Annotated in this window: 16 protein-coding genes and 1 tRNA gene; 10 read left to right on the top strand and 7 right to left on the bottom strand. The window is 61.4% G+C overall.

The genetic code is table 11. The features are described from left to right. Positions 1–7 precede the first annotated feature (7 nt). The 6 genes from I6L37_RS10485 (at position 8) to I6L37_RS10460 (ending at position 7,075) form a co-directional block, all read left to right on the top strand. Positions 8–1,390, top strand: a complete 1,383-nt coding sequence (locus I6L37_RS10485) for a glycoside hydrolase family 1 protein (RefSeq protein WP_216993999.1) — start codon at positions 8–10, stop codon at positions 1,388–1,390. A 27-nt stretch (positions 1,391–1,417) separates the two neighbouring features. Then, positions 1,418–1,771, top strand: a complete 354-nt coding sequence (gene chbA, locus I6L37_RS10480; protein WP_026457347.1) for a PTS N,N'-diacetylchitobiose transporter subunit IIA — start codon at positions 1,418–1,420, stop codon at positions 1,769–1,771. A gap of 54 nt (positions 1,772–1,825) precedes the next feature. Then, complete coding sequence (chbR, locus tag I6L37_RS10475) at positions 1,826–2,653, top strand: transcriptional regulator ChbR (protein ID WP_216993998.1); 828 nt, start codon at positions 1,826–1,828, stop codon at positions 2,651–2,653. A gap of 161 nt (positions 2,654–2,814) precedes the next feature. Then, positions 2,815–4,161, top strand: coding sequence for a 6-phospho-beta-glucosidase (locus tag I6L37_RS10470; protein WP_216993997.1), 1,347 nt, complete (start codon positions 2,815–2,817; stop codon positions 4,159–4,161). A 55-nt stretch (positions 4,162–4,216) separates the two neighbouring features. Further along, positions 4,217–4,990: a chitin disaccharide deacetylase gene (chbG, locus tag I6L37_RS10465; RefSeq protein ID WP_216993996.1), complete on the top strand. Its 774-nt coding sequence runs from the start codon at positions 4,217–4,219 to the stop codon at positions 4,988–4,990. A 279-nt stretch (positions 4,991–5,269) separates the two neighbouring features. Further along, entirely contained in the window at positions 5,270–7,075 is a 1,806-nt protein-coding gene (locus tag I6L37_RS10460) for an amidohydrolase (protein WP_216993995.1), read from the top strand. Positions 7,076–7,176: 101 nt separating this feature from the next. Here I6L37_RS10460 and I6L37_RS10455 read toward each other — a convergent pair. Further along, positions 7,177–7,264, bottom strand: a tRNA-Ser gene (locus tag I6L37_RS10455). 184 nt (positions 7,265–7,448) lie between these two features. On the opposite strand from I6L37_RS10455, the gene I6L37_RS10450 reads away from it, so the two are divergent. From I6L37_RS10450 to I6L37_RS10440, 3 genes are all read left to right on the top strand, one after another. Beyond that, the gene (locus I6L37_RS10450; RefSeq protein WP_026457102.1) at positions 7,449–8,105 is read left to right on the top strand and encodes a Bax inhibitor-1/YccA family protein; all 657 of its coding nucleotides are present in this window, start codon (positions 7,449–7,451) and stop codon (positions 8,103–8,105) included. A gap of 180 nt (positions 8,106–8,285) precedes the next feature. Next, positions 8,286–10,454, top strand: coding sequence for a YccS family putative transporter (yccS, locus tag I6L37_RS10445; protein ID WP_216993994.1), 2,169 nt, complete (start codon positions 8,286–8,288; stop codon positions 10,452–10,454). 21 nt (positions 10,455–10,475) lie between these two features. Next, positions 10,476–10,823, top strand: coding sequence for a TusE/DsrC/DsvC family sulfur relay protein (locus tag I6L37_RS10440; RefSeq protein WP_216993993.1), 348 nt, complete (start codon positions 10,476–10,478; stop codon positions 10,821–10,823). Between the two features lie 82 nt (positions 10,824–10,905). On the opposite strand, the gene I6L37_RS10435 is transcribed toward I6L37_RS10440, so the two are convergent. From I6L37_RS10435 to I6L37_RS10425, 3 genes are all read right to left on the bottom strand, one after another. Further along, positions 10,906–11,640 (bottom strand): dienelactone hydrolase family protein, encoded by a 735-nt coding sequence (locus I6L37_RS10435; RefSeq protein WP_216993992.1) that lies wholly within the window; start codon positions 11,638–11,640, stop codon positions 10,906–10,908. A gap of 114 nt (positions 11,641–11,754) precedes the next feature. After that, complete coding sequence (locus I6L37_RS10430) at positions 11,755–12,663, bottom strand: Gfo/Idh/MocA family protein (protein ID WP_216993991.1); 909 nt, start codon at positions 12,661–12,663, stop codon at positions 11,755–11,757. Positions 12,664–12,820: 157 nt separating this feature from the next. Next, positions 12,821–13,042 (bottom strand): hypothetical protein, encoded by a 222-nt coding sequence (locus I6L37_RS10425; protein WP_216993990.1) that lies wholly within the window; start codon positions 13,040–13,042, stop codon positions 12,821–12,823. A 724-nt stretch (positions 13,043–13,766) separates the two neighbouring features. On the opposite strand from I6L37_RS10425, the gene I6L37_RS10420 reads away from it, so the two are divergent. Continuing rightward, complete coding sequence (locus tag I6L37_RS10420; protein ID WP_216993989.1) at positions 13,767–15,530, top strand: hypothetical protein; 1,764 nt, start codon at positions 13,767–13,769, stop codon at positions 15,528–15,530. A 194-nt stretch (positions 15,531–15,724) separates the two neighbouring features. Here the strand turns inward: I6L37_RS10420 and I6L37_RS10415 are convergent, their stop codons facing one another. From I6L37_RS10415 to I6L37_RS10405, 3 genes are all read right to left on the bottom strand, one after another. Then, entirely contained in the window at positions 15,725–18,076 is a 2,352-nt protein-coding gene (locus I6L37_RS10415) for a YgiQ family radical SAM protein (RefSeq protein ID WP_216993988.1), read from the bottom strand. 152 nt (positions 18,077–18,228) lie between these two features. Then, positions 18,229–21,345: an efflux RND transporter permease subunit gene (locus I6L37_RS10410; RefSeq protein ID WP_216993987.1), complete on the bottom strand. Its 3,117-nt coding sequence runs from the start codon at positions 21,343–21,345 to the stop codon at positions 18,229–18,231. After that, positions 21,345–22,394: an efflux RND transporter periplasmic adaptor subunit gene (locus I6L37_RS10405; RefSeq protein ID WP_216993986.1), complete on the bottom strand. Its 1,050-nt coding sequence runs from the start codon at positions 22,392–22,394 to the stop codon at positions 21,345–21,347. The genes I6L37_RS10410 and I6L37_RS10405 overlap by 1 nt, the downstream gene beginning before the upstream one ends. Positions 22,395–22,483: the final 89 nt, after the last annotated feature.

Genomic DNA, 22,483 nt, shown 5'->3' with positions numbered 1-22,483 from the left:
ACGCAGTATGCAGTATCGTTTTCCGGATAACTTCTGGTGGGGCAGTGCCAGCTCGGCACCACAGATGGAGGGCGCCGCCGTTCGCGGCGGCAAGTCCGCCAACATTTTCGATCACTGGTTTGCCATCGCGCCGGAGCGCTTTCACGGTGGCATAGGCCCGACCGATACCTCCACCTTTTACGACCACTTCGAGAGCGACATCGCCCTGCTCAAGCAGTTGGGCCACAACAGCTTTCGCACCTCCATCTCCTGGTCACGGCTGATCCCGGATGGCACCGGCGAGATCAACCCCGAGGCCGTCGCCTTCTACAACGCAGTGTTTGACCGCCTGCTGGCCGAGGGGATCACCCCGCTCATCAACCTCTACCACTTCGACATGCCCATGTGCATGCAGGAGCGTGGCGGCTGGGAGAGCCGGGAAGTGGTCGCCGCCTACATCCACTACGCCAGCCACTGCTTTGCCCTGTTTGGCGATCGCATCAAGCACTGGTTCACCTTCAACGAGCCCATAGTGCCGGTCGAGTGCGGCTACCTGGGTCACCATCACTACCCCTGCGTGGTCGACTTTGGCCGGGCGGTCACCGTCGCCTACCACACGGCGCTGGCCCACGCTGGCGCGGTGCAGGCCTACCGGGCACGCCAGGAGGATGGCAAAATTGGCATCATCCTCAATCTGACGCCGACCTATCCCCGCTCCCGGGAGCCCGCCGATCTGCTGGCTTCCCGTCGGGCGGATCTGCTGCTCAACAAGAGCTTCCTCGACCCGGCTCTGAAAGGCTGCTACGACCCCGAGCTGATTACCCTGTTGCAGCAATACGATCTGCTGCCACAAGTAGCGGAAGGGGACAAGGCGCTGCTCGCCGCTGGCAAGGTAGACCTGCTCGGGGTCAACTACTACCAGCCGCGCCGGGTCAAGGCCAAGGACGAACCCTGGTCAGGCACGCCCCGCACCCCGGAGGATCTCTTCGACTATTACGAGATGCCGGGGCGCAAGATGAACCCCCATCGCGGCTGGGAGATCTACGAGAAAGGGATCTACGACATTCTCACCGATCTGCGGGTCAACTATGGCAACCTGCCCTGCTACATCTCGGAGAACGGCATGGGAGTCGAGGGGGAGGAGCGCTTCATCGGCCCGCAAGGGCGGGTGGAAGATGACTATCGCATCGACTTCATCCGCGGGCACCTTGAGTGGCTGCACCGCGCCCTCGAGGAGGGCAGCGCCTGTCGCGGTTATCACCTCTGGACCTTTATCGACAACTGGTCCTGGCTCAATGCCTACAAGAATCGCTACGGCCTGGTGCGCCTCGATCTCGAAACCCAGCAGCGTACCATCAAGAAGAGCGGTCACTGGTTTGCCGACGTCGCCCGTAACCATGGCTTCAATTAACCGGTTTCAATCAAGGAGAAAGCAAACATGTTCGATCTGGATCAAATCCCCGCAGAGAGCGATACCGCCAGCGATCTGGAAGAGGTAGTGATGGGGCTCATCATCAACTCGGGGCAGGCCCGCAGCCTGGCCTATACCGCCCTGAAGAAAGCCAAGGAGGGGGATCTGGCCGCCGCCCACCAGCTGATGGCCCAATCCCGCGAGGCACTGAATGCCGCCCACCTGGTGCAGACCCAGCTGATCGAGGGGGATCAGGGGGAAGGCAAGATCCCGGTCACTCTGGTGCTGGTGCATGCCCAGGATCACCTGATGACCTCCATGCTGGCCCGTGAGCTGATCAGCGAGCTGATCGAGCTGCACGAGAAGCTGCAGAGCAAGTAATCCCAAGGCGGGGCACCCTGCCCCGCCATAGGTTCGCAGATCAGGAAGCGACTCATGAGCGTCAAGACAATCCGGGAAACCGAGCTGTTCAACAACAAACCGTTCCACATGTTCATCTACAACAAGCAGGTGAGCGGAACCGGTTTGCACCAGCACGACTACTACGAGTTCACCCTGGTATTGACCGGTCGCTACTATCAGGAGGTCAATGGCAAGCGGGTGCTGCTGGAGCGGGGAGACGTGGTCTTCATCCCGCTGGGCTCCAGCCACCAGAGCTTCTACGAATTCGGCACCACCCGCATCTTCAACGTCGGGATCAGCCGCAGCTACTTTGACGATCACTTCAAATACCTACTGCCGGATCACTTCGTCGCCTCCCAGGCCTATCAGCTCAAGAGCGAGTTTCTCAGCTACATAGAGTCGGTGCTGGTCTCCCCCGGTTTTCGGGAAGAGGCGCTGACCGAATTTCTCGAGGTGGTGACGTTTGCGGTGATGAACCGGCTGCGTCACTACAAGGAGGCCTCCGCCAGCGAGGATCTCCCCCTCTGGCTCCACGAGACGGTGGAAAAGATGCACAACCGTCCCCTCTTTGCCGAAGATGCGCTGGCCAACATGGTCTCCCTCTGCGGCAAGAGCCAGGAGTACCTGACCCGGGCCACCCGGCGTTACTACAACAAGACGCCGATGCAGATCATCAACGAGATCCGGGTCAACTACGCCAAGATGCAACTGGAAGTGACCAACAACTCGGTGGCCGACATCGCCTTCGAGACCGGCTACAACGACGTCAGCCTGTTTATCAAGAACTTCAAGAAACTGACCTCGTTTACCCCGGGGAGCTATCGCAAATATCTCTACCCGAAATTTGAAACCCCTGCCTGATGCGGGGAAAGATTCAAGATGTAAAACAGTGAGTTAGATAACGATTCGCCCATTTTGACCAGCCCCTGCATCAGGCGGCTGCTGCCCCGCTCATCCCTGGCTCGGCGCCAGAGCAGAGCGGCCCCTGTTCAACCAGATAGAGAAAGATGAAAGAGGGATTTATGAACGAGAAGATCAAGGTAGTCACCATAGGCGGCGGCAGCAGCTACACCCCGGAACTGGTCGACGGCTTCATCAAGCGTTATGCCGAGCTGCCCATCAGCGAGCTGTGGCTGGTCGACATTCCCGCCGGCGAAAAGAAACTGAACATCATCTTCAGTCTGTGCCAGCGGATGATCCGCCAGGCCGGCATCCCCATGACGCTGCACAAGACCCTGGATCGCCGTGAAGCGCTGGCGGGTGCCCACTTCGTGACGACCCAACTGCGGGTCGGCCAGCTGCAGGCGCGGGAAAAAGATGAGCGTATCCCCTTGAGCCACGGCATGTTGGGGCAGGAAACCAACGGCGCCGGTGGCCTGTTCAAGGGGCTGCGCACCATCCCCGTCATCTTCGATATTATCCGTGACATCGAGGAGCTCTGCCCGGATGCCTGGCTCATCAACTTCACCAATCCGGCCGGCATGGTGACCGAGGCAGTCCACCGCCACACCAACTTCCGCCGCTTTGTCGGGGTGTGCAACATTCCGGTCGGCATGAAGATGTTCGTCAAGGATGCCCTGAAGCTGACCGAGCAGGATCACCTCTCCATGGATCTGTTCGGCCTCAACCACCTGGTCTTCATCGGCGACGTGCTGGTGAACGGCGAGTCCCGCTTCGACGAGCTGCTGGAAGGGGTAGCCGACGGCACCCTGACCCGCGCCAGCTCGGTCAAGAACATCTTCGATCTCCCCTTCGATGCCAGCCTCATCCGCGGGCTGCGCCTGCTCCCCTGCTCCTACCTGCGTTACTACTTCAAGGAGAAGGAGATGCTGGGGATCGAGATGGGCGAGTTCTACAAGGGCGGAGCCCGCGCCCAGGTGGTGCAGGAGGTCGAGAAGAAGCTGTTCGATCTCTACCAGAACCCCGAGCTGTGCGAAAAACCCAAGGAGCTGGAGCTGCGTGGCGGCGCCTACTACTCGGATGCCGCCTGCGAGGTGATCAGCGCCATCTACAACGACAAGCAGAGCGAGCACTATGTCATCATTCCCCACCAGGGCCATGTCACCAATATCCCGGCCGACTGGACGGTGGAGATGACCTGCCGGATCGGACGTGACGGCGCCATTCCCCACCCCCGTCTCACCCGCTTTGACGACAAGGTGAATGGTCTGGTACACCTCATCAAGAGCTTCGAGATCGCCGCCTCCCGGGCCGCCATCAGTGGCAACATGGAGGATCTGCTGCTCGCCATGAACCTCAACCCGCTCATCCACTCCGACAACGATGCCCGCCTCGTTGCCCGCGAGCTGTTGTTGGCCCACCGCGAACATCTGCCGAACTTCGCTGCCGCCATCGACGCCCTCGCCTGAGACCATCGCGCCCCGTTTGATTACGAGCGGGGCGCCTGAAAGGAAGAGAACCGTCATGAGCAAGAGATTGATCATCAATGCCGACGACTTCGGTCTGTGCCGCGCTCAGAACTACGGCATCATCGAAGCCTTCACTCAAGGCGTCGTCAGCTCCACCACCGCCATCGTGACCTCCCCGGCCATCGAGCATGCCACCTGGCTGGCCGGGTGCTTCCCCGAGCTGCCGGTGGGGCTGCACTTCATGCTGAGCTGGGGACGCCCGCTCACCCCGCTCACCAGCCTGGTCAACGAACAGGGAATGCTGGACAAGGGGATCTGGCAAAAGAGCGAGGCGGGCACCCTCGACCCAGAGGAGATCCGCTGCGAGCTGGCAAGCCAGTACCAGCGCTTTATCGACCTCTTTGGCAAGGCGCCCACTCATATCGACAGCCACCACCATGTGCATATGCTGCCGACCCTCTACCCGCTGGTGGAAGCCTTTGCCATGGAGCACCGACTGCCCCTTCGCATCGACCGCAGCGAGATTGCCCGCCATGGCCTGAGCGTGCACCATACCCTGAGCTGCGATCAGTTTGACGCCCGCTTCTATGGGGAGCAGCTGACCCGGGACACCCTGCTGCAGCTGCTGGACGAGGCTGATGAATTTGGGGCCAGTTCCCTCGAGATCATGTGCCACCCCTCCTTCATCGATCTGGAGATGCAGGGCAGCTCCTATTGCCAGCCCCGCCTCAACGAGCTCGCCATCCTGACCGACCCGGCCCTGTCGCCACTCATCGCCCAGCGGGGCTATCGCCTCGCCAGTTATCGGGAGTGGCACACTGAGTCATAAACAGGGCTGCCAGCATGAGGGAATGCAGGAAAAGGAAACGGCGGGGGAGCCTGATGGTCCCCCCGCCGCGTTTATGATGAAATCGGTCAATTTGGCTGCTGCATCACTTTTGAGCAGGGTAATTCCTTGTATATTCATTCATTTGCTGCGAAGCAAACCTGCCCGGACGGGACGTGTTCGCCCTTTGCGTGACAGGGTACCGTCACCCTCCTGGGTCATTGTTTACATGGACAATCTGCACGGACAAGGTGCACCGACAACGCGCACGGAGAATGCCAGATGAAACTAGCCCCCATCGCCATCGCCCTGCTGGCCGCCAGCTCGGCTTATGCCGTCAGCCCCGCCAAACCCACCGCCCAGACCATCTACCTCGGGGGCGATATCGTCACCGTCAATGACGCGGCGCCGACGGCCGAGGCGCTGGCCATCAAGAATGGCCGCATTCTGGCGCTGGGCAGCGAGGCCGACATCCTCAAGCTGCGCGACGAGGCGACCCGGGTGATCGATTTGCAGGGCAAGACCCTGATCCCGGGCTTTATCGATGGCCATGGCCACGTCTTCAACACCGGCATCCAGGCGCTCTCGGCCAACCTGCTGGCCCCGCCCGATGGCGCCGTGACCCGCATAGCGGAGCTGCAGCAGGGGCTGCGCGACTGGGCCGCCAAACCGCAAAACAAGGCGCACGGGATTATTTTGGGATTTGGCTATGACGACTCCCAGCTCAAGGAAAAACGCCACCCCACCCGTCAGGAGCTGGATGCGGTATCAGAGGATCTGCCGGTGATCATCATCCACCAGTCGGGCCACCTCGCCACCCTCAACAGCAAGGCGCTGGCGCTGGCCGGCTTCAGCCCGGACAGCAAGGATCCGGAAGGGGGCAAGATCCGCCGTGAAGCGGACGGCAAGACTCCGAACGGTGTGCTGGAGGAGACCGCCTTCTTCGGCGCCTTGCTGCCGATGTTCGCCAAGCTGAACAACCAGGAGAACGAGGCAATCTTCAAGGCGGGCATGGCGCTCTACGCCAGCTTCGGTTACACCACGGCCCAGGAGGGGCGCGCCTCCTCGTCCGCCGTCAAGACCATGTACCAGCTGGCCCAGAAAGAGAAGCTGCCCCTCGATGTGGCGGCCTATCCCGATATCCAGATCGCGCGGGATGTCATCGCACCGCCCTACTATGCCCAGCAGTACATGAACGGCTTTCGGGTCGCAGGGGCCAAACTCAATCTCGATGGCTCCCCCCAGGGCAAGACCGCCTGGCTGACCCAGCCCTATTTCATCCCGCCAGCAGGACAAGAGGCCGGCTACAAGGGCTACCCCAGCATGAGCGACGAGCAGGCCGCCCATTACATCGAACTGGCCCAGCGCAACGGCTGGCAGCTGCTCACCCACGTCAACGGGGATGCCGCCATCGATCAGCTGATCAAGGGGGTGGAGGCCAGCGAGAAACTACATGGCAAGCCGGATCGCGGCTTCGTCGCCATCCATGCCCAGACCGCCCGCAAGGATCAGGTCGCATCGTTCCAGCGGCTCGGCATCTTCCCCTCCTTTTTCCCGATGCACACCTTCTACTGGGGGGACTGGCACAGTGACTCCGTGCTCGGCAAGGAGCGGGCGCAGCATATCTCCCCCACCGGATGGGCGCGGGAGCTGGGGATGATCTTCACCTCCCACCACGACTCGCCGGTGGCGCTGCCTGACTCCATGCGGGTCTATTATGCGACCGTCAACCGGGTCAGTCGCACCGGCCGCCCCATCGGACCGGATCAGCGAGTCTCCGCGCTGGAAGGATTGAAAGCCCAGACCCTGTGGGCGGCAACCCAATACAAGGAGGAGCGCAGCAAGGGATCTCTCGAGGTGGGCAAGCTGGCGGACATGGTGGTGCTCTCGGCCAACCCGCTCAAGGTCAAACCCGAGACCCTGGCCGATATCCGGGTCGAGGAGACAATCAAAGAGGGGGTTCCCGTCTACCAACGTGACGCGCAGAGCGCCGGCACCTCGCAAGGCTGCGCGGACTCGGCACGCTGTAGCGCCGTGGCTACCACGGCAATGGTGGCGGCCGGTATGCTGCATCACCAGCCGCACTGAGTGCAGATTGGCCTGACGCTCTGGCGCGTCGGGCCACCTTGCCCCGAATCGCAGATATGAAAAAGCCCGGTCGAATCATCGACCGGGCTTTTTCATCAATATGGCGGAGGAGGTGGGATTTGAACCCACGGATGGTCGCCCATCGCCGGTTTTCAAGACCGGTGCATTCAGCCGCTCTGCCACCCCTCCGAACGGCGTGCATACTACGTCAAGCCCTTGTTCATATGCAATACATATTTGTTTTGGGATAGTAGGAGGCAATGAGCTGGGGTGTCGCTTGAAATCAGCACTCGTCATCCCAACCTTCAGTGCATACAATGCGATGAACGAAGCGGAATTTGCCGCTTCACCCGGAAATCAAGAGGACACCAAGATGGATACCCGTTCTATCTACACAGGCACCCAAAGTGCCGTACGCGATACCAACAAGGTACTGCGTAACACCTATATGCTGCTTTCCCTGACTCTGGGCTTCTCTGCCGTGGTGGCGGGGGTCGCAACCGTGATGAACATGCCGCCCCTGCACTGGGCCATCTTCCTCATCGGCGTTTACGGTCTGATGTTCCTGACCGAGAAGAACCGCAACAACGGCATGGGTCTGGTGTTCACCTTCGCCCTGACCGGTCTGCTGGGCTACAGCCTGGGCCCCATCATCAACATGTACATGAACAACGGCGGCGGCGAGATCGTGATGACCGCGCTGGGCGGCACCGCGCTGACCTTCTTCGGCCTCTCAGCCTATGCCCTGACCACCAAGCGTGATCTCTCCTTTATCGGCGGCATGCTGTTCGTCGGTTTCTGGGTACTGCTGGTGGCCATGGTCGCCAACATCTTCCTGCAGATGAGCGCCCTGAGCCTGGCCCTGTCCGCCATGTTCATGCTGTTCTCCTCCGGCGCCATCCTGCTGACCACCCAGCAGATCGTGCGCGGCGGCGAGACCAACTACATCTCCGCCACCGTGACCCTGTATGTCTCCATCTACAACATATTCCTGAGCCTGCTGAGCCTGCTGGGCGGCAACCGCAACTGATAGATGTCGATGATGAACAAGACCCCGCTTCGGCGGGGTTTTTATTGGCGCACGATTCTGTCAGGATAAGTTGCAGATCAAGGAGATGAAGCCAAGTGGCCCTGATCCAAATCAGGGCCATGCCGATCCTGGCGGGTTACCATCCCGCACTCGTTTCGTTAAAGGGTTGTTCTCACTTCCATGCCGATGGACTTTTCCGGCCTGCTGCGCCGCCTGTTGACCGACAGCCATATCTACTTCGCCCTCAAGGTGTTGCTGGCCATCCTCGGCCTGCTCGCCTTCACCCTGGCGACCGGCGACATCCAGCTCACCGTGCTGCTCTCCCTCGGGGTAGTGGCGGGAGCCATCGCCGAAACCGACGACAGCCTGTGGGGCCGGGTGAAGAATTTGGGGATGACCCTGCTCTGCTTCCTGTTTGCCTCATTGTGCGTGCAGTACCTCTACCCCACTCCCTGGCTGTTTGCCATCGGGCTGGCGAGCTCCACCTTTATCTTCGTGATGGTGGGGGCGCTCGGTGCCCGCTACGCCACCATCAGCTTCGGCACCCTGCTGATTGCCATCTACACCATGCTGGGGGCCGCCCATGCACCGAGCCTCTTCTACCAGCCACTGGCGCTCGGCGCCGGCGCCCTCTGGTACGGGCTGGTGTCGCTGCTCTGGCTCTGGCTGCTGCCCTACAAGACGCTGCACGAGCAGCTGGCCCAGAGCTACTTCGCCCTTGGCCGCTACTTGCTGGAAAAATCCCGCTTCTTCCCGGCGGACGAGCACGGCGCCCAGGCCATTCGCCACAATCTGGCCCAGCTCAACATCAACCTGGTGAGCGCGCTCAACCTCACCAAGTCGGCCCTCAATGCGCGCCTTTCCCCGCGCCATCCGGCAAGCCCGGAGCTCGCCAGCCTGCTGCGCCTCTACCTGCTGGCGCTGGAAATTCACGAGCGGGCCACCTCCAGCCACTACCCCTACAGCCGGCTGGAAGCCGAGCTCAAGCAGGGCATAGTGCTGGACGGTTTTCAGGAGGTCTTTTTGCAGCTCTCGGAGGCGTGCCAGCGGCTCGGCTACGCCATCCTGGTGCACAAGCCCTATGCCCACAACAAGCGCATCCACTGGACCCTGGAGGCCCTTGGCGATCAGCTGGAATTCACCCACCTCAAGCAGCACTACCCGAAAACCCTGCTGACGCCGATGAAGTTTTTGCGCCGCAACCTGGCCAGCATCAACCAGCTGCTGGGCAGCGCCGAGGGGCTGCAAAACCCGGATCAGGCGCCCCAGAGCCTGCCGCCGCTGGCAAGCCCCCCTCGCCTGCCATTTCTGGCCCAGCTCAAACAGCACTTCACCCTGCACTCCATGGTGTTTCGCCATGCCCTGCGACTCTCGCTGGGGCTGGTGATCGGCTACGGCATACTGCAGGCCTTTGACATGGACAAGGGCTACTGGATCTTGCTCACCGTGCTGTTTGTCTGCCAGCCGAGCTACAGCGCCACCCGCCGCCGGCTGGTGCAGCGGATGCTCGGCACCTTCGCCGGTATTCTGGTGGGGATCCCGGTGCTCTGGCTCTTCCCCGAGCTGCACGTGCAGCTGGTGGTGATGGGGCTCGCGGCCTTCCTCTTCTTCACCCAGGTGCGCAACAACTACAGCGCCGCCGTCTGCTTTATCACTCTCTACGTGCTGATGGCGTTCAACCTGCTGGACGGCATCGGCTTTGCCATCCTGGGACCGCGCCTGCTCGATACCCTGCTCGGCTGCCTTATCGCCTACGCCCTGGTGGCCTGGCTCTGGCCGGACTGGCAATACAAGCGCCTGCCGACCCTGATTGCCAACTCGCTGTCGGCCAATGCCCGCTACCTCTCGGCGGTGCTGGCCAGCCTCAAGCCGCAGCGGGATGAATCCATCGACTACCGGGTGGCGCGCAAGAGCGCCCATCTCGCGGACAGCGAGCTGGCCACCGCCTGGCAGAGCATGCTGGTGGAGCCGCAAAAGCGCCGCCGCTTCCTCGATCTCTGCTTTACCCTCACCTGGCGCAACCACGCCCTGCTCTCCTACATCTCGGCGCTCGGGGCTCATCGCGACAAGCTGGAGGCCATCAGCGGGCTCGATGAGATGCGCCACCATATCTGCCACACCCTGGAGCAGGCGGCAGGTCATCTGGCGGGCACCCCCTCCAGCTCCCTTGGCGGCCAGCGCCTGCTGATCACCCCGGATGAAGCGCAGGAGTGCAGCGAGGAACAGCTGATGCTGACCCAGCAGCTCAACCTCATCAGCGAGCTGGCGGATCAGCTGCTGAACCTTGCCAACGAGAGCCGGTTGCTCACCGGGGATCAAGGCGCTACCATGCCCGCCCAATCCCGATAGCCCCATTAGCGAGGAGCCCCCATGTCTGCCGACAAACATCAGCTGAAATTCAAAGGCCAACTCATCGAGACCGATGCCAAGGGCTATCTGCTCAACAGCAACGACTGGAGCGAGGAGCTGGCGCTGGTGTTGGCTGCGCAGGAGGGGATCGTGCTGGAGGAGCCGCACTGGGAAGTGGTGCGCTTCGTGCGCGCCTTCTATCTGGAGTTCAACACCTCCCCGGCCATCCGCGCGCTGGTCAAGGCGATGGAAAAACAGTACGGCCCCGAGAAGGGCAACAGCCGCTACCTCTACAAGCTGTTCCCGGAAGGACCCGCCAAGCAGGCAACCAAGATTGGCGGCCTGCCCAAGCCAGTAAAATGCATCTGATCCCCTGATGTGCAGGCCCCACGACGGGCGGCCCGAGGAATAGCGACAGGCGGCAGGGGCAACCCTGCCGCCTGTTTTCATCTCAGCCGGCGCGCCCCGTCACCTCTTCTAGCCAGCCGACCAGCCGCTGCCAGGATTTGGCATCCGCCTCCTGGTGATAGCGCTCTCCGCCAAACACGCTAAAAGCGTGGGGCGCCCCGCTGTAAGTGGTCATCTCGTGGCGCACACCCGCCTTTTCCAGCTGCTCGGCCAGGCTCGCAAACTCCTGCAGCGAGACGGACGCATCCGCCGAGCCATGCAGGATAAGCAACGCGGCCCGGGTCTTGCCGTAATCCTGATCCGGCGGCGTGGCCAGACCGCCATGTACGCTCACCACCCCGGCAAGCGGGCTGCCGCTTCGCGCCATCTCAAGGGCCGCGGCACCGCCAAAGCAGTAACCCAGCACCACCACGGGCCCCTCCCCCAGCGCCTGCCTGGCCGCCGTGAGTCCACCTTCCAGCAATTGGCGCATGCGGGCGCGATCCTGATAGAGGGCCCCGGTCGCCTCACGGCGCGCCTCTATCGTTGCGGGCCTGACGCCCTTGCCAAACAGATCGACCGCGAAGACGTTGTAACCGAGCTTGCCCAGCATCTTGCTGCGCTTTATCTCATAATCGGTGAGCCCGTCCCAGTCGTGGATCAGCAAAATAATCGGCCCCCCGTCGCGCCCCCTGGTCTGGTAGCCTTCAAAGTCGCTTCCGGCGACCTGATAGGTCAGACTGGCGGCCCAGAGCGGGGCGGCCAGCAGCGCCGCCATCAGTGCACAGATCCCTTTCATCCCTTCTCTCCCTTTCATTGCGTGGTAATAGGCCGCCGGGCGCCCAATAAAAAAGCTGCCCGCAGGCAGCCCAAGTATGAACGACACCGTCATTTGCACCGGATTGAGGGATGGTTACTCCCCCGCCAGGGCCACCAGTCGCTCCGCCAGCCGGTGGCTGTGCAGGTAGCTCTCAATCAGCGCTCCGTCGGCCCGCCCCGCCTCAATCTGCCGATACCAGTGAGCCAGCATGGCGACAAAGCCCCGGCTCGCTAGCACCGACTGCCAGTCGTTTGGGACCAGCGCCTGCGCCGTCTTGTCGCGGGCGACGATGCCGCGGGTGCAGTTTTCCAAATGAAGCGACAAGTTGTCGCCGTAAGCGTCGATACGCTCCTCGGTGATGCCGGCGCTGCGGTTCATGCTGCCGCTGATGGCGCGATCGCCGCTTTGCCAGGCCACGCTCACCCCGGCCAGCTGGCTGGCATCGGTTGGGCTGCGCCTTAGCACGGCATGTAGCTCCCCGTCCGGCACGCCGCCATAGAAGCAGAGGCCGTCGAGCACATGGATAAAGTCGTCGAACAGAAAATCCCGTGCTCGCCCGGGCAGAACAAATCTGTGTTTCTGCCAGTTGAGTTCGGTGAGCGGCTGGGCGCGGGTAGGCGCCATGGCCGGCAGATAGCGGCGGTTAAAACCGGTAAACAACGCACAGTTTTGCGCGATGGCCAGATTGGCGAGTTTTTCTGCCTCGGCCAGGTTGTCGCACAAGGGTTTGTCGACAAAGGTGGGGATGCCGGCGCGCAGGCATTGCTGGGCAAGCTCGCGATGGACCGCAGTGGCGGCGTGGATCATCACTCCATCGGGACGGCTGGCCAGCATGGCCGTCACCTCGGTAAAGCACTCGGCGACCCGGTACTGGCGGGCCAGCTTCTCCAATACAACCGGATTGCGGGTGCAGAGCAGCGGGGTGATCCGCTCGTCGCTCGCGAGCAGCGGCAGATAGGCTTTCTGGGCGATATCGCCAAGACCAATCAGGGCAATGCGCATTGCAACTCCTTGTCATCAACACTGTGGTGGGCAAGGTAGCACGCCCTCACTCTCGAAGGTATAAGCCAGCGCCTGTGCCCAAGGCGCGGGTAGCGCGATAACAATAAATAATCAGGGCGACCTCTGTCGCCCTGATTATTAGTTCTGTGGTGATGGCTTATGGCTTTGACTGCTTGCCGGCATCGATCCGCTTGCCGATCATGGCCCCCAGTTCGGAGCCAACCACGGCACTGACCATGGCCAGGATCATCGGAACCAGCTCAAACCCGACCTGCGGCCCGAACAGCACGGGCACCAGCATATTGAAGCCGATAATCCCGAATACCAGCCCAAGCCCGCTACCGATCTTCTCGCTTCTGGATTTGCTTTTTACTGCCATCTCACTACTCCTGTGCCGGGGTCGTATCGGTTCTATGTCGCTTATGTGCCGTTTTTTTGCCCGGCGTTATGCCGGAAAAAATGGCTGTGATGCGCTCGGAGACGCCATCAGCTTTCCCTCTGTTAATCGGCCGCCAAGATAGCAAAACCGCCCCCGCCTGGCTGCCTTTATCGATTGCTTCCAAGCGCTTTGATGATTCAGCTCAAAAAACGAGGCTTTTCTGATGGTTACATCACTTTTGTGCTCGCATCAGCAACCTCGCTTGGCTTAACATCCCCATATGGTGCCTATTAATCGGTAATGGGTAACTACCCTGCTGGTTAAGTGAGCATTTTGGAAGCTGTAATCCACGGGCGGTAGCGTGGTTTTGTTGGTTGGTGCTGAGCGCAGCGAAGCCCAACAGGCGAGAATTAGCACCCTACCAAAACGGGACAATCGTGGATGGAATTGATCAGCTCATCAAAATTAAAGACCTATTATCGCGGTAAACGTTGGGCTTCACTTCGCTCAGCGCCAACCTACGATTTTTAGCCCAACATACGGGATGATATTGCTTCTGGTACGGAATAAGGGAATAGCCACCTGATAAACATTGGATGGTTCGGTAACATTGGCGTCGCGCTAAACGTTGAGCTTCACTCTGCCCAGTCACAACCTCCACAAACGGAGGTTGGCGCTAAACCTGTAAAGCCTAACATACGAGATTGGGCTATGAGGAAATTGAATGAGAACAAAGATCAAGGACATCGCCAAGGGGGACCTGTACGCCCTTCTGTCCGCCTGCACCAAGGAAGACTTGGATCCTCTGGTGATCTGCATCACCGAAAAGCTCTCAAACTTACTGGACATCAACGAAGACTACAAGCGACACAGTCCCGACCACACCAAGTACCACAGGCTCATCGCAGACGAAATTCGACTGTTCGGCGGGAACACGCTCCGGAACCTGATGCGCGGCGGAGAAGGGCCCTCTTATGACGAGGTGGTCCTCGACGTCTGCAAGAAACTCGACGTTCCGTGCCGCGATGGCGAGACAGTCAGGAACGAGAGTAACCTGCTGACCATCTTCCTAGACCGACAATGGAAAGCGCTTAGTGAGGAGGAACGAGAGATACTCATCGCGGAGGCTCGTGCCGATGCAGCCAAAGGAACCAATATCAATGCGAAAAACGTCATCCGGGAAGGCGGCACTCTGCTGATGGCACGGTTAGCTCTCGGCCCAATCGGGTGGGGTGCGGCGGTCTTCAGCATCGCAGATCCCGCCTTCTCAGTGACGGTTCCTTGCGTCCTGCACATCGCGTACCTACGCAAGAAGCACCTGGAGGTCACAAGCCCGGCTCGGGTGCATCAGACTGTTGCTAATACGGCACCAGCAGTCCAGTCTCTGGTTCGTTCGGACGCGCTCGTCATCGGGACGTCTGAAGAAGCCCCGGTGCTGTCGCTAGCACGCATCCCGAAGCCGAAGGTGGTTGAATGGAACCCTGCTGACGGTGACGATGGCATTAGCAGGCTCAATTCTCTCCTCCAGGGAGTACCAAGCCTAGCGACGGCTGGCGAGGTCGCGACAGGTAAATATATGGAGGTCGTGATCAACGGGCCGCTACTGAAGGCCAAGGGGCAGGATGGCTACAGGCTCATAACAATGATCGATGGTAAGCCCAGCCACGGCACCCTTATGGATCCCGACAAACTTTCCACAATCGTAAACGCATCGGCCTTGCTCCAGGTGGCATCGGTGGTAGTTGCACAGAAACACTTGGCGGACATCAGCAGGAAGCTCTCCGAGATAAAAATGAGCGTCGAAAGGATCCTTGACTTTCAGAAGAACGAGCGCTGCTCTGTTATAAAGGGCGCTACTCGCTACTTCGAGCAGGTGGCACAGGCAGTCCTCTCTGGTGAGCTATCCGAAAGCGTTCGGAGCCAGATTGAGCACCATGAAGCCCAACTGATCCAGGTCCAAGAGCACCTTATGGCCGACATCCGACACGAGAACCAGGCAATCCTGAACGTGAAAGACGAGACTATGTTCGGGTCGAAGGGCATGGAAGATGCTATCCGCGGGCACCAGAATCTCCTGAATGACCTGTACCAGCAGTTGCTGCTCTGCATCCGAGCAAGAGCTTGCGGTTTGCAGCTCCTGGCCGCCTATCCAGGTGAGGACCGCCTGAAGGAGACCAGGAAGCGGAGCATCGAGGAGGCCATAGAGGAGCTGGTGGAAGGCGGCGATCTGCTTTCCAGCACCGACGCATTCATGCGACGGAAGGTGAAGTCTATGTCGGCGCTCTGGAACAAGAACCTCACCGTGAACGAACGTAAGCTCTCGCTCTTGGAATGGAACGACCGGCTGGTGGCTGAAGTCTCACAATGCAAAGAACAGATCGCCAAGGATCTACGGGCTGTGGAAGCAGTCATTGCCAAGCAACTCCAACCTGTGACTATGTTGGTGAAGATCGAGAATGAGCAGATCGTGGCCACTTGCCCGGTGTAGTCAGCCGTATCAATGGTACATATACTGCCCGTCTATAGTTAAAAACATTAAATATAAATAAAAACATATAGTTATCGATACCAACCGCTATCTTGAGCGACTGCTTCCTCCTGCCAACATACGAGATACAAATAAAACAAGGGCGACCATCTGGTCGCCCTTGTTATTTCTGGCCCTTCCCAAGCACGGAAATATCAGCGAGCCGGTCGCTTGGCTGCCCCGCCTTTTACGGCAGGCTTGCCGCCTTGAGCAGCGGGTTTAGCCCCCGGCTTGGCGGAGCCTGCGCGGGTCGGGGCCTTGCCCTTGTGGGCGGGTTTGCCGGCCGGTTTACTCTGCCTAGCCCCCTGCGTGACAGACTTGTCGTTACCAGCCCCTTTCTGCAATTGGGAGCCGACCGGTTTACCATTGCCTGCCTTGCCGCCAGCAGCCTTATTGCCAGCCCCATTACCACGCTGGTGACTGATGTTGCTATGGCGAGTCAGGGCCGGTTTCATCCCTTTACCTGAGGCTGCGCGCTCGTTGCGACCTTCCGGCGGCACCAGGCAGTCGGGGCCGTTGCCGATGAGGTGGCCCTTGCCCATCTCCAGCAGGGCCTCGCGGATCATGGGCCAGCCGGCCGGATCGTGATAGCGCAGCAGCGCCTTGTGCAGGCGACGGCGACGCTCCCCTTTCACCACGAACACGTCCCCGCCCTGGCGACTCACCTTGTTTAACGGGTTTTTCTCCGTGTAATACATGGTGGTGGCGTTGGCGAGCGGCGACGGGTAGAAGTTCTGCACCTGATCGAGCTTGAAGCGGTTGGATTTGATCCAGAGCGCCATGTTCACCATGTCTTCATCCGTGGTGCCCGGGTGGGCGGAGATAAAGTAGGGGATCAGGTACTGCTGCCTGCCCGCCTCCTTGGAATACTTGTCGAACAGCTCCTTGAAGCTGTAGTAGCTGCCCATGCCCGGCTTCATCATCTTGGAGAGCGGGCCCTCTTCGGTGTGTTCCGGCGCGATCTTGAGGTAGCCGCCCACGTGGTACTTGGCCAGCTCCTTGATGTAGCGCGGATCTTCCACCGCGATGTCGTAGCGCACGCCGGAGGCGATCAGGATCTTCTTGATGCCCTTGAGGTCGCGCGCCTTGCGGTAGAGGTTGATGGTCGGGCTGTGGTCCGTGTCCATGTGCGGGCAGATGGTCGGCCAGACGCAGGAGGCGCGGCGGCAGGTCTGCTCGGCCTTGGGGCTCTTGCAACGCAGCTTGTACATGTTGGCGGTGGGGCCGCCGAGATCCGAGATAACGCCGGTAAAGCCCGGCACCTTGTCGCGGATCTCTTCGATTTCTTTCAGAATTGACTCTTCCGAGCGGCTCTGGATGATGCGCCCCTCGTGCTCGGTGATGGAGCAGAAGGAGCAGCCGCCGAAGCAGCCGCGCATGATGTTGACCGAGGTCTTGATCATGTCGTAGGCCGGGATCTTCTCCTTGCCATAGGCCGGGTGCGGCACCCGCTGGTACGGCAGGCCGAACACCCCGTCCATCTCGTCGGTTTCGAGGGGGAAGGCGGGCGGGTTGACCCAGATGATGCGATCGCCGTGGGCCTGGGAGAGCGCACGGGCGCAGCCCGGGTTGGTCTCGTGGTGCAGGATGCGCGAGGCGTGGGCGTAGAGCACCTTGTCCTCTTTCACCCGCTCGAACGCCGGCAGCTTGACGTAGGTCTTCTCCCACGGCTTTTGCTTTGGCGGCTGCACCAGGATGGGCTTGGCCTCTTGTTCACTTGGCGCTGAGCCCTCGTCGTCGCTGCAGGGAGCCCCTTCCATATAGGGATTGGGGATGGGGTCGATGCGGCCAATCTGGTCGAGCTTGCTGGAATCCACCCCGCGCCAGCCCGGCAGCGGTTCGCGGCGAATGACGGCGGTGCCGCGAATATCCTGCATGGTGTCGATGGTCTCGCCGCCTGCGATGCGGTGAGCCACCTCGATCAGCGGCCGCTCGGCGTTGCCGTAGATGAGGATGTCGGCCTTGGCGTCGATCAGGATGGAGCGACGGATGGTCTCGGACCAGTAGTCGTAGTGAGCGATGCGGCGCAGGGATGCCTCGATGCCGCCGATGACCACCGGCACCTCTTTATAGGCCTCTTTGCAGCGCTGGGTATAGACCAGGGTGGCGCGGTCCGGCCGCTTGCCGCCCACGTCCCCCGGGGTGTAGGCGTCGTCGTGGCGCAATTTTTTGTCGGCGGTGTAGCGGTTGATCATGGAGTCCATGTTGCCCGCGGTCACCCCGTAGAAGAGGTTCGGCTTGCCCAGGCGCATGAAGTCATCCTTCGATGACCAGTCCGGCTGGGCGATGATGCCGACCCGAAAGCCCTGGGATTCAAGCATGCGGCCAATCACCGCCATGCCGAAGCTCGGGTGATCCACGTAGGCGTCGCCTGTCACCAGCACGATGTCACAGCTGTCCCAGCCGAGCTTGTCCATCTCCGCGCGGGACATGGGCAGGAAGGGCGCCGTGCCATAGCACTCGGCCCAGTAGCGGGGATAGGAGAAAAGGTTGGGTACCGGCTGCATTTTAACCACCTGGAACAATTCGGGTCGCGCATTATACCGATTGCTGCCAAGGGGAGCGATGGCTTTTTGCCCCCATAAGTCGCGCGGGATAAGGGGCTTCACGATGAAAAAGGGCACCCGCAGGCGCCCTTTTGATGATGGAGGCTGGCAACTTATGCAGCCGGGGGTTGCTGCTCCTTTCCCCCCCTGACAGCCAGTGCCTCGTCCACCTGGCGATCCCGCGCCCCCGTCATGCCGGCGTGGCGGGCGATCAGATGGTAGATGGCGGGCACCACCAGCAGGGTGACCAGGGTCGCCAGGGAGAGGCCAAAGAAGACCACAGTCCCCACCGCCATCCGGCTCTCGTAACCCGCCCCCATGGAGAGCATCAGGGGCACGGCGCCGATAATGGCGGTAAGCGAGGTCATCAGGATGGGGCGCAGACGGCGCACCGAGCCTGCGATGATCGCCTGCTCGAACGACTCACCCCGCTGGCGCAGCTGGTTGATGAACTCGACGATGAGGATGCCGTTCTTGGTCACCATGCCGATCAGCATGATCATGCCGATCTGGCTGTAGATGCTCATCTCCTGCCCCGTCAGCCAGAGCCCCAGCAGGCCGCCGAAGATGCCGAGCGGCACCGTCATCATCACCACCGCCGGGGTCAGGGTGCTCTCGAACTGGGCCACCAGCACCAGATAGACCACCAGCAGGGCGAGGCCGAACACCAGCGCCATCTCCCCCTGATTGTCGCGATAATCCTTGGAGTCGCCGGCGTAATCCACCGTCATGCCGGTGGGCAGATGGGTGTTGGCCCAGCCATCGAGAAAGTCGAGCGCCTCCCCCAGGGTGTGATCCGGGTGCACGTCCGCAGTCAGGGTGATCGCCTTTTGCCGCTGGTAGTGGTTGAGGCGGTTGGCGGTGGCTACCTGCTTGACGGTGGCCAGGGTCGAGAGGCTCACCATCTCGCCGTTCGCAGCCTTGAGATAGATGCGGCCAAGATCCGAGACGCCGTTGAACTCCTGCTGGTTGCCGCGCAGGTAGACGTCATACTCCTCGCCCCGGTCCACATAGGTGGTCTTGCTCACCCCGCCCAGCAAGGCCTGCAAGGTGCTCGCCACGGTGGAGACCGGAATGCCGAGCTGGCTGGCGCTGTCGCGATCTATGGTCACCCGAAGCTCCGGGGTCTTCTCGGCGTAGTCGAGATCCGGCGTCAGCATCAGGCCGTTGCCCTGGGCTGCCTGTTGCAGCGCCAGCCCCTGCTGGTAGAGCTCGTCATAGTCGTTGCCCTGCAGCACGAACTGCACCGGCGCGGTGGAGCCGCCGCGAAAACCCGGCTGGAAGGTGCGGATCATCACGTCGGGAATGCCCGCCAGCTTGCCCCCCAGGGAGCGGGAGAACTCGGTGGCGGTGACGTCGCGCTCGGCCCAGTCGGCGAGCTGGATGATCACCATGCCGGTCTGATCGCCGCCGCGACCAAAGGCCGGGGTGCTGAAGCTCATGGCCTGCACCAGCCCCTTGCCCAACATGGGCATGATGGCCGCCTCCACCTGCTGCATGTTGCGCTTCATCCGCTCGATACTGGTCCCCTCTGCCCCCTTGACGAACACATAGACCACGCCTCTGTCCTCGGTGGGGGTCAGACTGGTGGGCAGCTGCTGGAACAGGGCGCCGATGCCGCCCAGGCAGAGCAGCAGTACCAGCGGCGTCCAGCGGGAGCGGCGCAGCACGGCGCCGAGCAGGGTGCGATAGTGCCCCTCCACCCAGCCGAGGCCGCGATCGAGGGCCGCAGTCAGGGCGTTGGGCCTGTCCAGCGGACGCATCAACCAGGAGCCCATGGCCGGGGTCAGGGTGAGCGCCACCAGGGAGGAGCAGAGCACGGCGAGCGACAGGAGGATGGCAAACTCGGTAAAGAGCCTGCCCACCATGCCATCCATAAAGGCGATGGGCACAAACACCATCACCAGCACGGCGGTGGTGGCGATGACCGCAAAGCCCACCTCGCGGGTGCCGTGCCAGGCGGCCAGCAAGGGAGATTCCCCCCGCTGCAGATGGTGGTGGATGTTCTCCACCACCACGATGGCGTCATCCACCACCAGACCGATGGCGAGAATGAGCGCCAGCAAGGTGATGAGGTTGATGGAAAACCCGAAATACCAGGCGCCGATAAACGCCGAGATGAGCGATACAGGCACAGTCACCGCCGGAATAAGGGTGGTGCGCCCCTGGCCGAGGAAGAGATAGAGCACGGCCACCACCAGCACGGCGCAGATGGCCAGGGTCTCGTACACCTCGTCGATGGCCTGCTTGATGAAGATGGTGGAGTCATAGTCCACCTCGAGCACGGCTCCCTCCGGCAAAAAGCGTTGCATTTCGCCCAGCTTTTTCTCTATGCCTTGCGCCACCGCCAGCGGGTTGGCGGTGGATTGGGCGACTATGCCTATCCCCAAGCTCTCGCGGCCATTGCGCTGGTAGGCACTGTCTTCGTTCTTTGCCCCCACCTCGACATCGGCGATATCCGCCAGATAGATGCTCTGGCCGTTGCTGGCGGTGGTGATCTGCAGGTTCTGGAAATCTTCGGCGCTGTGGTAGAGACGGGCAATCTGCACCGACATGGTCATGCTGTTGTTGCGAATTTCCCCGCCCGGCAGCTCGATATTCTCCCGCTTGAGGGCATCCTCCACGTCTGCCATCGTGATACCGCGGGCCGCCATGTCGGCGGGGCGTAGCCGCACATACATCACCTGGGTGAGATCGCCGGAGAGCATCACCTCGCTCACCCCGTCCACCAGGCTCAAGGGATCGACCAGGATCCGGTTGGCGTAGTCGGTCATGGCGGTGCGGTCCATCTGGCTGCTGCTGAAGTTGAGCCAGACCGCCACATCGCCGTTGCCGCTGTCCTTGGTCACCAGGGGCTCGTCTACCTCATCGGGCAGCCGCGGCCGGGCGCGGGAAAGAGCATCGCGCACGTCCGAGATCCCCTCCACCATGTTCCAGCCGAGCTTGAACTCGACGGTGATCATGGAGCGCCCCTTGCGGGTCACCGAGTTGATGTTCTTGATACCGCTGATGCCGGAGAGCTGATCCTCAATGGGCTTGGTGACCTGGCTCTCCATCACCGAGGGGGCCGCCCCCTCATAGGTGGTGGTGATGGAGACGGAAGGGGTCTGCACGTCCGGCATCTCCCGCACCGTCAATTTGGAGAATGCCACCAGACCGAACACGGTGAGCAAGGCGCTGAGCACGACCGCCACCAGCGGGCGGCGGACCGAAATATCCGAGAGCCACATCAGCCATTGACCTCCGCCAGATCGTGCACCAGCACCCCATCGCGCAGGTTGACCAACCCCTCGACCACGATGCGATCGCCGATCTTGAGCCCCTCGGTGACCCAGACGGTCTCCCCTTCGGTTTCACCCAGCACCACGGGTATCCGCTTGACCCGACCATCGGCCTCGAGACGATAGACAAAGCGCTGCTCACCCACGTACTCCACCGACTGGGCGGGGATCAAGGTCAGCTGGCGGGCCGGCAGGGCCAGCACCACATTGAGCAGCATGCCGGGACGCAGCTGGCCATTGGCGTTGGGGATCATCACCCGCGCCTTGATGTTCTGGCTGTCGTTGGAAACCCGGCTGTCCAGGGTGGTGAGGGTGCCGGCAAAGTGCTGATCCGGCCAGGCGCTGCTGGTGGCGGTCACCGCCATGCCGGGGTGCAGCAGGGAGAGGTAGCGCTCCGGCACCGCCAGATCGAGGCGCAGCTTATCCACTTCATCCAGATGAAGCAGGTTGTCGCCGCTGTTGACCAGGGCCCCTTCGCTGAGATCGATAAGACTCACCCGGCCTGCAAACGGGGCCTGCAGGGTACGAAGGGATAGCTCGTAACGGGCGGCATCGAGCCGCGCCTTCGCCTGATCGACCGCGGCCTGCTGCCCCTCCAGCTCGGACTGGGTCACGGCGCCGCGGGCCACCAGCTTGCGCATCTCATTCAGTTTGCGGGTCTCGTCGCGCAGGCTCGCGCTCTGCTCGGCCAGTTCCGCCTGCTGCTTGCCCGAGTCCAGCGCGATCAGGGTCTCGCCCCTGGCCACCGTCTGACCTGATTGCACCGCTATGTTGACGATGCGACCCGTGACCTCCGGGCTGATGATAACGGAGCGGTTGGCGGCGAGTTTACCCACCAGCTTGAGGGTCGGCTCCGCCAGACTCTGGGTCACGGTCTGGGTACGGATATTGATTTGTCTGGCGGGTGCCTTGGCGGCAGGCTCACTGTGGCGATACGCCCAGACGGCGGCCACCACGACACAAAGAAGTCCCAGGCTGAGCCAGATACGCATTTTCATCGAACGATCCATGGAGAGTAGAAGGAAAGAGATTCCGGATAGGGGCCATTTTAGCCCCTGACTATGCCGTGACTATGAGCAAATGTGAC

This window comes from Aeromonas sp. FDAARGOS 1407 (assembly GCF_019048725.1).
Classification (GTDB): Bacteria; Pseudomonadota; Gammaproteobacteria; order Enterobacterales; family Aeromonadaceae; genus Aeromonas; species Aeromonas enteropelogenes.
This window is presented reverse-complemented; position numbering and strand designations above follow the sequence as displayed.